This window comes from Trichocoleus desertorum ATA4-8-CV12 (assembly GCA_019358975.1).
In the GTDB taxonomy this organism is placed as follows: domain Bacteria; phylum Cyanobacteriota; class Cyanobacteriia; order FACHB-46; family FACHB-46; genus Trichocoleus; species Trichocoleus desertorum_A.
Genome location: JAHHIL010000057.1, coordinates 23,800 through 33,737, shown reverse-complemented (window position 1 = coordinate 33,737; position 9,938 = coordinate 23,800). Strand labels below are relative to the sequence as shown.

At 48.6% G+C, this 9,938-nt stretch carries 8 protein-coding genes; all 8 read right to left on the bottom strand.

What is annotated here, in order from left to right; all coding sequences use genetic code 11:
- Positions 1–140: 140 nt before the first annotated feature.
- The 8 genes from KME12_24470 to KME12_24435 all read right to left on the bottom strand — a co-directional run bounded on the left by KME12_24470 (position 141) and on the right by KME12_24435 (position 9,648).
- On the bottom strand, positions 141–1,382 hold the full coding sequence (locus tag KME12_24470) for a hypothetical protein (GenBank protein ID MBW4490933.1): 1,242 nt from the start codon (positions 1,380–1,382) through the stop codon (positions 141–143).
- A gap of 608 nt (positions 1,383–1,990) precedes the next feature.
- Positions 1,991–3,079 carry a hypothetical protein gene (locus KME12_24465; protein MBW4490932.1) on the bottom strand — a complete coding sequence of 363 codons (1,089 nt, stop codon included), beginning with the start codon at positions 3,077–3,079 and terminating at the stop codon, positions 1,991–1,993.
- Between the two features lie 334 nt (positions 3,080–3,413).
- On the bottom strand, positions 3,414–4,613 hold the full coding sequence (locus KME12_24460) for a PLP-dependent aspartate aminotransferase family protein (GenBank protein MBW4490931.1): 1,200 nt from the start codon (positions 4,611–4,613) through the stop codon (positions 3,414–3,416).
- Positions 4,614–4,695: 82 nt separating this feature from the next.
- Positions 4,696–5,706 (bottom strand): LysR family transcriptional regulator, encoded by a 1,011-nt coding sequence (locus tag KME12_24455; GenBank protein MBW4490930.1) that lies wholly within the window; start codon positions 5,704–5,706, stop codon positions 4,696–4,698.
- Positions 5,707–5,775: 69 nt separating this feature from the next.
- Positions 5,776–6,387 (bottom strand): hypothetical protein, encoded by a 612-nt coding sequence (locus tag KME12_24450; GenBank protein ID MBW4490929.1) that lies wholly within the window; start codon positions 6,385–6,387, stop codon positions 5,776–5,778.
- 904 nt (positions 6,388–7,291) lie between these two features.
- On the bottom strand, positions 7,292–7,933 hold the full coding sequence (maiA, locus tag KME12_24445) for a maleylacetoacetate isomerase (protein MBW4490928.1): 642 nt from the start codon (positions 7,931–7,933) through the stop codon (positions 7,292–7,294).
- 8 nt (positions 7,934–7,941) lie between these two features.
- Entirely contained in the window at positions 7,942–8,643 is a 702-nt protein-coding gene (locus tag KME12_24440; GenBank protein ID MBW4490927.1) for a fumarylacetoacetate hydrolase family protein, read from the bottom strand.
- 111 nt (positions 8,644–8,754) lie between these two features.
- Positions 8,755–9,648, bottom strand: a complete 894-nt coding sequence (locus KME12_24435; protein MBW4490926.1) for a DMT family transporter — start codon at positions 9,646–9,648, stop codon at positions 8,755–8,757.
- Between the last annotated feature and the right edge of the window lie 290 nt (positions 9,649–9,938).

Genomic DNA, 9,938 nt, shown 5'->3' with positions numbered 1-9,938 from the left:
AATCAGCCTCAAGCAGTCGTCAAAAGCACACTACTCCCTTAACTTCCACGCACCAACGTAGGCTCCGCAAGCCCTCATCGGCTAAGGGCGATTACTGCACTTAAACCTTGAGTGCGTGCGCGAAGCGGGCCGCCGAATCTTTACTTCTTGAATCCGTCGTCAGCACGCAGTACTGTCCTCGAGCACGCGTGGCTGGCCAAGTCGGAACAGGCTTGGGTTGTGCCTGTCTGTACCAAGCCTTCGGATGAAACGAGCCGCCAGTGCACGACGGTATTGCCTGCGACTGAAACCCGAAGCCCTTTAAATAGGCCGTCGGCAGCCACGATGTCTGTGGACGAAACGATGCTGGCCAGGCTCAGACGAGGCGGGTTAGTTGCGAGTTGCTTGCGCAGCCAGGTACCCCGGATCGCGGCCGTCATTTGAGAAACCCCCGAGTCGCCGGGCGTACGGATAGTCAGAAGGTACTTGTCCGCCTGGGCCAGCACACCAGAGAGTACCCCGGCTTGTTCCTCAATCCGTTCGGCCACGTCTTTCTCGCCTGCCTCTTTCTTGACAGTGGCCAGTTTGTTCGCTGTCTTGAGCAGCTTGCGGGCGGCATCCGAGGACGATGTCTGGTCTTGCACCGCCTTGTAGAGTGCTGCTGTCTCCGTACTATTTTGAGGCAAGTAGGCGTCGACATCAAACAGCTGGATACCCAGATCTCCCAGGGCACCAATGGTCTTGGCCTGCAGCACTTTGGTGGAGGTATCCTCGTGACGTGTCCCCGTCATTACGTACTGGGTGCGCATAGCTGATGCGATCGAAAAGCCCGATTCGATCAAGGCCGGCAGTGCTAGGAGGCCAAGAGAAAGAGACCTTTGCCTGAGGCCATTGCCCATGTTGCCCTTCGGATGGCGGGCAGGATTCGTGACAGCGTTCAGCAGATTTGACAGGTCGTTCGTGCTTTCCGCCGTAGCATAGGTTGACGCCTTCAGGGTTTCGATCACCGAATCGGCGGCGGATAGATAACTCACCAAGTTTGGGCTGTCCAACAGGAGGATAGATGGCGTTGATGGCTTCGCGAGCTTTCCTGCGGCAGCATGCACCTCCTTGGCGACGGTCTGGGCCAAAGCATCCGCCTGTAGGTAGGCAATTCGGGTGGTAGTGGCAAGGACCTGAGGCGCATCGGGCTTGCCCGGCTTATAGTCCGATAGTTCGGGCACCAACGACTTGTATAGATCGGCCCGGGTCTTGGCGACTTCGAGCTTGGTTTTCTCAAGATCAAGTTCGGTTTTGAGCGCTGCAGTTTCCGGACTGTCCTCGGCCTGGGCCGTGGTGCACAGAGCGACTGCTGCGACAATCGCAAGTGCGCCGCGAAAGTTCTTGTTTCGGGTATCCCTCATGCTTATCTCCTTACGTTGCTAGCAGGCGCAATGTATGCGCACACGCCTGCCGAAGCTACTGGAAAACTGCCAAGAGATTTATGCCGAGCATAGGACCTTGCTCCCATCCGACCGTTGGCTGGCTGCAGGGGCCAGGGCGCTGCACTAAGTCCTTCGCCGCGCGCCCTCCTCTTTACCTAGGTATGGGTTGGGGCGCCACCGGTCTGAAGTAACGGAGGCAAACCTCTACAAATGGGCGCAAGCCGCTTCACCTACACCCTCGCTTATTTCAAGATCAACCAGACTGCTGCGGATCGTCCGAATACCAGCGCAGTGGTCGGATCGAGTACGTGATAACGCAAAGCGGTTCGGAGCCCTCCGAGGCTCGGCATTCGCAAAGGCCAAAAGCGGCGCTCAACTGCTGCAGAGCCGCATCGACGAGGGGCTGCAGTTGCCTGACGAGGTAGGGACCGGAGTGAGTGCGCGAATGCGCAGAAGGTGATTTTCTAAGGGCCACAGAGACGCACTGTGATACCAGTAGGCTGAACTGACCGACCAGGTTGGGTTGTAGTCGTCGGTTGGACGCGCCACTGTACCTATAGCCATAGTCAACGCCAGCTTTCGACCATCTATCTCTTTTCCACGGGAATGTATTTGCTCCACTGAGCAAGGATCTCCGGGTCAGCGTCCTTGAGAAATGAAGCGTCCCATTCCGCAAGGAGCTTTAGTCTCCGTAAAGACTCACGATCCTCGTCGGACAGCCATTTTTGCCCATTGCATTCGACATCTAGGATTTGAATATTCGTCCCAGCGTACCGCTCCCAGGGCCCATTCTCAAACACCCAGATGGTGTCTCTTGGGCGCTTCTTGTCACGTCTAGTGAGTTCATTGTTCTCATCGGCTGTCACAACGCACTCGAAGCTCATGTCCCACACAAACTCCACGGCCTGCTGAATATCCTCCATCGCGAGGGCTCTTCTCAATGTTTGACTGCGTGGCATGACGTGCTCGCTAATGAGCCCATTTGTGTGTTTCTCCCGCTCATGCACCGCCTTCAAAAACGCCTTGACACTCCAAAACCGCCCCGCCTTCCAGCCCTCGCGATATGTAATGAGGTCGCTGCTACTGCGGAAGAACAGCGGCAAGAGGTCCTCGACTTCAAGTCCTTCTGGCCCGCGATGAGCGGCGTGAAGAACAGCGAAGACTTTCAATGCTCGGACAGCGGCCTCCCAACTTCCAGCGCTCCCAAAAGTTCCGGGGTTGAACGGGAAATAGCGATAAATGGGGCGGGCGTTCTTCTTTGTGGAGGCTCTAGCAACTGGCTGCGGTTTTGGTAAGCGAAAGCCGGCTACCTGTGCAATCTCTAATTCCTCCAACTCACGGAAGAGGTGAGTATCGATCTCAGAGACATCCCCAGCGACTGAAATGGAGCTCCCCGGAGAGTACTGCGCATCCCCGCCTCCAATCACATCAGAGTCATTTGTTGATCCACCCACCTGCCAACTTGCAACCAAACCGTCAGTGACATCAATGCTTCCGACGGGGGCGCCCTCAATGATCTGGTCCGCGACCTTGTGAAGAATCTTCGAAATTACCACCAACGAAGTGCTAGTCTCGCCGGGATCGAGTGCTGTCGTTGTAACCAAGCGGCGATGTGCATTCGTGATCAAAACATCGATATAGAGGTCTCTTGAGTTCCAGTTAGATTTAGAGGTCATTAGTGATGTGTTCCTACGCAAACGTGACTCAATTCCTTGTCGCGGCGGATACGGTTCATACAGAAACAACCAACCGAGGCACAGCAATTGCAGATCATCGCATGTCTGTGGGATGAGGCGCAGCAAATCGTCGAACCAAGCAATGCTAGACGCTGTGAAAGATCACAACGTGTGCAAAAGCTTACTGCATGCCTCCCCTCCCCTAGCAAGCTGTGTGCATAAATTTCGCCAGACACCGCATTTAGTGAAATCCACAACCACATCACAGATTGATACCAGCACCACTATCTATATAGATTTATACCCACTCATTTTGTGCCAAACAGATAACAGATTAGTGCTGAGCCGATAAAGCATTTAATGCATTGGAAATATCGACACACAGATCATTCGGATCTTCAAGTCCGATGTGAAAGCGAACAAGCCTTCCATCATCAGGTTGAATGTGTTGACCGCGTAGATTATGAGCGATTGCGGGCATTACTAAGCTCTCGAATCCCCCCCAGCTAGTCCCGATACCGAACAACCGCAAAGAATCCATAAACGTTTCAAAGGCTCTCTCACTGCATGGCTGGAGCTCAACTGTAAATGGCCCTGGCGCACCCGAGAACTGTTTTATCCATAGCGCATGTCCTTCATTAGAAGGTAGCGCGGGAAAAAACACTTTACGGATATGAGGATGCTTTTCGAGCCAAGTGGCCACCTGTATCGCTGAGTTATGATGTTTATTCATTCTCAGGGCAAGTGTTCTCATTCCTCTTAGGGCAAGCCAGCATGAGTCCGGGGCAGCATGAACCCCAGATGTATCGCACCAGCTTCGTGTTGATCTAAGTGCATCATATGAGCCAGTTATAAGTCCTAGAAGTACATCTGAGTGGCCATTGATGTATTTAGTCGCAGCGTGAATAGAGATGTCAATGCCCAAGGCATGGGCATCGAAAAAAATTGGAGTGCCCCAAGTGGAGTCACATGCAACGGGAATGCCATGAATACTTGCAACACGACAGACGGATGCTACATCAATTACCCTCATTGTTAATGAAGAAGGTACTTCAATAAAAATCAATGAAGTCTGAGGTTTAATCTTTTGCTCAAGACTCTCCGATGACTCAAATGTCTCAACCTGGCAGTCAAAAGGTTCGAGTACATTTTTGCAATATGCCTGCGTCGGACCATATGCCGACTCTTGGACCAGAATGTGTCCACCCAGGCGCGCATGCGCCCCCAATACAGCGGCAATAGCACTAAGGCCCGACCCGGTAGCAATACAAGTTTCCGCATTGCATAGCGTCGCCATTGCGTGCTGCAGTTCGAAATTGGTCTGCGTACCAGAACGTCCATAGCGGGGAGACTCAAATACTAGGCCCCTATACGAATTTTTGAACTCACTCAAACTGGGGAAAATGGTCGTTGAAGCTCGCACTAACGGAGCGTTGACCGAATTCGTCATTTTCGCAGACTGGCGACCGAGATGTGCAAGTGACGTGTCCACATGGTCGAAGCTTTGACCTGAATATTTATGATCCGATTTCATTATGTTGCAATTCAAAATTAATCAATGAGTAAGTATCATTCACGAATATGGCCTTACAGATAAGAGCCCTCTTACATAGCAGTTATGAAGGTATGACGGCCAACTTTACTGACTGGTAATTTTTAGATAAAGAGCTGGGGGAAGAATTCTCACCACCCAAAGCGAGCCAAGGATCCTCTCTAGGATTAGTGCCGAACTTCTCAACTAGAAAATCACGGAATGCTCTCGTTGCGATCGGTAGATGACGCCGTGAGGGAACACCAACCCATACGGAAAGCGTAGCCACATGCCATTTATGGAGAACTCTGATTAATGCCCCACTGCGTAAGGCGTCGTCCGCCATAAATGAAGGAAGACCTACAATGCCCATACCAGCTAGGGCGGTTGCATACATGGCGTCGAGATGCAAACTCGAAACTGCGGGCTCTTTGGGCTGAAAGAAAACTGCAGCGCTCGTCTCGCTGATTGCATCAGTAGTAATAAATTTGACGCTTCGACGTATTGCCGCTATAGGCGGCACAAGTACTTCATGAGCGGATAAATCCTGAGGATGAAGGATTTTTTTAGAATTATTAATATAGAGGGGGGATGCACATAGCAAAATTTCAGTTCTGGCGAGAGGGTTGGCGACAAAGTCTCCGTCGATTTTGTCTCCCTGTGCGACAATTATTGACAAATCGCAACCATCATTAACTGAATCGACTGCTCCCATCGCTTGAATCTCGAGAGTAATTTTTGGATATTTACTTCGGAATTCCGGCAAAACTTTCGCCAACTGATGAACCGCAAATGATGGGGGCACTTGAATTTTTAAACGCCCTCGCGGGAGCGCAGTCGATTCCCGGGCTGCTGCATCAGCATCGCAAAGGGCATGCAACAGTTGGCGCGTCTCATCTGCATATGCTTGCCCAGCTTTCGTGAGGACTACGCTACGCGTGGTCCTATTGAGAAGACGGGTGCCGAGATGGTGCTCAAGCTCGGACACTAATCGCGTAACTACGGATGGTGAAAGTTCCAAAGATCTTGCTGCGCCAGCGAATCCACCGCGGTCTACAACTTCTAGGAACGTACGAATAGCTCTAAGCTGATCCATAAATATCACCTACATCCAAAGCCTGGAGCAAACGAAAGCGTGATCAATATTTGGTATTGAGCGCACCCATCAATTAATCTCGCTGATATTTGCATCCATTGAGAAAATTCTCTGAAAAAAGACACGAACCACTAGAAACATGGCGAGTATAAAAATTATCACCGCTTGCTTCTCTCCTAGTGAATTGATATCAGAATTTACACCGAGAAAAGATAGACCACCGATAGCAAAAACAGAACATCCAACCGAATAATCGCATTTGTCAATTGAATGAAATGCAAAAATAATGACAGATGAATGCAAAAGTAGCGCCGAAAAAATCACCACAATTGTTTCAACCTGCATGGATGCCGACCAAATAAATGGAGGTGCAAAAAACAAAGGGAACAGCGAAACTATAGTTTCAGCTTGATTTAGTATCCAATGCTCTGAAACCTGCAGAATGAGCAAAATCATCAAACTTATGTACCCAATGAATATTTGGCGCACCTGTGCGTTACGCAGAAGCGCATAGATCCATAGGAATAACACAACTAGTGCCCCACAAACCACGGAGATTGCGTTATGCGGCTGAGCATGCAAAATAAGTAAGGACCATGCGATGACCAACATTGCCATCGCGAGCGATGGGAAAAATGGCAGTTCTTTTTTCAGTATCGTCGGTCTGATGTACATCTTCAAGTCAATACCCAATGATGCAGGGACTCGAAACGACTCCCATCCCACAATTAGGCTAAACAGAGATTACGCATACATTTCCGAAGCAATAGAGTAGTGTTTCAGATGTATCAGCGCTGTTTCTGCAGACTTGGAGGAGTTGCTCATAGAACACTCACTATGAAGTCACAGCTAAACTGGCATCTGGTATACGCTTCGGTAGGCATGCAGCGTGCGCCAGCCCCATGTGGCGTACGCTGCCGTAAAAAAACAGTCCGCCTTAGGTTCAACTTTTATATGCCGCTACTTTACGATCTGCACTTCACACAAGTGCAAGGTGGAGAAGAGAAAATTAGAAAAAAATCAGACCGAAATTGCCTGGCCATTGCTTGTGTCCAACGCCCCAATGAGACTGGCGTTTATAGTATTGAAACTATGGAATTTACGGATGTAAAAATCTGCGCGATACGAAGAAATCGAGAAGTCTCGGAGACCTCATTGCAGCTACTCAGCATGGTTGGGTGGGGCGAAGGGAAGTTTTCATTGGGGTGCTCAATCCGCCGCGCCCAACTACTGTCTAGGAAGGCGGATATACGAAAGACTACTCTGCCCCAACAAACTGCAGGGCGGTGAGGCACTTCAAAATATTTGAGTGAGCGCGGCTAGTGGGGCAGCAAGGTCTACTTCAACCCCTATGACCAAAGTCCCTACTTTGATACGCGGAAATATGCGTACTCATCAAACCACAAGGATTGTGGGACGATTGTTGAGAGGTTAGAAATATGAGGCACGTGCATACTAATGCCAGCTCACATAGACAGTGCGAGCGTTAGGAACATCGGCATGTGGAATTGCGCTATCTATTTTCCGTAGAAGTGATTTTGAATAAAAGCCCTTGCTCAAAAAGCATCTATCCAAAACATCATATTCACCCAAAATCCGGTTGCATTTTTGGCGTAGCGCTACGAAACTCCTCAATCTCCGCACAATAACGATCGATGGCAGAAATCAATGGCCATCTGTCGATACTTATTTTGAAGCGCCGAGCACTCTCAATTTGTGGAATTAGATAAACATCTGCTAGTGTAAGAGTATCGCCAAAGCAGAATGGGCCACTCGTCCCTTCTTCGGCAAGAAGCGATTCTATTGCATCGAAACCCTGGATGATCCACTTTTCACACCAAGCTTGCACAGAACTTTCGTCAGCCCCCAGATGTTGACGCAAATACTCAAGAATCCGGCGGTTATTGAGAGGGTGAATATCACAACCTACGATAGCAGTCAAAGCTCTCACTTTTGCTCGCATGATTGGATCTTGAGGCAAAAGTGGAGGCGCTGGATACTCTTCTTCCAGCCACTCGATAATAGAAGGCGATTGAATTAATGTTTCATTACTTTCCAATGCTAGCACCGGAACCAATGCCTGAGGATTTATTAATTTAAATCGCTCCTCCAAATGCTCTTCTTTCCGCAGATCAATCGCAACGTATTCGACAGGAATACGTTTCAGGTTTAACGCGATTCGCAGGCGATGAGAGGTGCTGCTGCGGAAAAAGCTATATAACTTCATAAGTAAAATTACTCAAATGCACTTATAGTCAAATCTACGCCACCCACCCCCTCAACATGGCCGGTAATCACATCACCGGGCAGCACTGCCCCAACACCTTCAGGTGTACCGGTATAGATCAGATCACCAGGTTGGAGGTGGTAATAAAGAGAAAGGTCAGAAATAATTTCGCGGATGCCCCATATCAGTCTATCAATGTTTGATTTTTGCCTGGTTACTCCATTGACGGCTAATTCAATCCGACCCTTGTCAATAACCACTCCGTTCATCGGGACGACCTCTGAGCAGACGGACGACTGCTCCACATCCTTCCCAAGATCCCATGGGCGCCCTTTTTCACGCGCATCCAACTGTAGATCGCGGCGAGTCATATCAAGTCCAGCGGCGTAACCATAGATCAGATCATTCGCTCTCTCTACGGAAACCCGAAAGCCTGACTTACCAATAACAACCACTAGCTCCATCTCGAAGTGAAAATTTCTAGTTTCTGGTGGATAGGTAACACTGGCACCACTTTCAACAAGCGTTTGTGGTGATTTTGTGAAATAGAAAATCCTCTCCACATTCTTATCCACCGGCCTTCCCATTTCGATAGCATGAGCATGATAGTTTCTGCCAACGAAAAATAGTCTGTTAATGGGAATACGCTCTACGCCATCTCGAATTGGCAGTGAGTAGACAGGCGGAGGATTCCACAGATAATTTGTCATTTAAATGCCTAAAAAGAAGACAAAATGCGCTACCGTTTTCTTGCTTCTTAAATTGAAATCAACTGAACACAAATAGTCAATCGTGCTTGGGACATCAAAAATATTGCATTTCTAAATTATTGCCCATGCGATACCAGATATAGCTACTCCCGCGCCAATCCATGCTCCGACAGCTTGCCTTTGCCTACTATGAATCCATAGCAGCGGCACTACCATAATGGGGGCGGTTGATCCAAGAAGAATTGCCGCGCCAGCTCCAAGATTTCTGAGAGCGTAAAGTTGCAAAGAAACTGCAACGCAATAACCCATGATGCCAGGGGTAATTGCAGAAACAATCACCTTGTGATTTACATCATATGCATCTTTTAGCTTAGAGGCCATTAGAACAAATATTAAAGAAACCAATAGGGCCCCACCCCCGGTCCTTACAGCAGTCACAGCCAAGGGAGCTACTCCCTCTTGCAAAAGCGGCTTTAGCGCTAATAAACCACAAACCTGAGAACTAGCGGCAACAAGTCCAACGCCGAAGCCAATTATTCGCTGTTTATTTTTTTGCGGTTCATGTATTTTTTTTGAACTCTCTCCATAAGCAATGGCGATTGCTATGCCGATCATGATAATCAAACCTCCTTCAATCTGCCTGACTAGAGGAAGTTTTTTAAAAACAATAAAATCTAGCACTACTGCGATCGGCGAGGCAGTCATCATTATTAGATGAGTCAATCTCGGACCAAGAACCCTAATGCAATATGCGAATGAAAAATTTCCTAGCACAACACCGATCGCACTGGCAAATAGAATGTTTGCGAGATGATTAGATCCTATATTCCCCCACCCCACGGACAATGACACAATACAAGCGAGAACTGCAAACGAGCTAACCAACTGTACGTGAGTAAACCGCAGAATTCCTAAGTGTCTCACTGGATTTTGAGCCAGTATGGAGCCTAGTGCCCAAAAAAATGAAGCAAGCAGTGCAGCCGCTGCCCCCGTTAATACGGTCATTATAATAATCTTTGGTTTATGAGTGTTTAAACACGAGCTCGTGCAGTTAATTTAATCATATTTAAATTACAGTATTAAAAATAGCCAAGAACAAAAGTCTATTGGATTTTTAAGTCCGTTCAATAATGCCCACCTCTTGCTTCAAAAAGATTGCAAAGTTTCAACTATATGTTTCTTTTGAAACATCAGAAATTTCATGAATGTGGTTGTGAGGCCAATCGTAGTCGTAGCTCTCTCGATTCGCTAGACTTCGATTCAAACCACCCTGCGTCTTAGGCTTCGTTGAACTA

Bases quoted from the DNA above. Each gene is read 5' to 3' on its own strand.
- KME12_24470 (MBW4490933.1), bottom strand. From the start codon at position 1,382: ATGAGGGATACCCGAAACAAGAACTTTCGCGGCGCACTTGCGATTGTC.
- KME12_24465 (MBW4490932.1), bottom strand. From the start codon at position 3,079: ATGACCTCTAAATCTAACTGGAACTCAAGAGACCTCTATATCGATGTT.
- KME12_24460 (MBW4490931.1), bottom strand. From the start codon at position 4,613: ATGAAATCGGATCATAAATATTCAGGTCAAAGCTTCGACCATGTGGAC.
- KME12_24455 (MBW4490930.1), bottom strand. From the start codon at position 5,706: ATGGATCAGCTTAGAGCTATTCGTACGTTCCTAGAAGTTGTAGACCGC.
- maiA (MBW4490928.1), bottom strand. From the start codon at position 7,933: ATGAAGTTATATAGCTTTTTCCGCAGCAGCACCTCTCATCGCCTGCGA.
- KME12_24440 (MBW4490927.1), bottom strand. From the start codon at position 8,643: ATGACAAATTATCTGTGGAATCCTCCGCCTGTCTACTCACTGCCAATT.
- KME12_24435 (MBW4490926.1), bottom strand. From the start codon at position 9,648: ATGACCGTATTAACGGGGGCAGCGGCTGCACTGCTTGCTTCATTTTTT.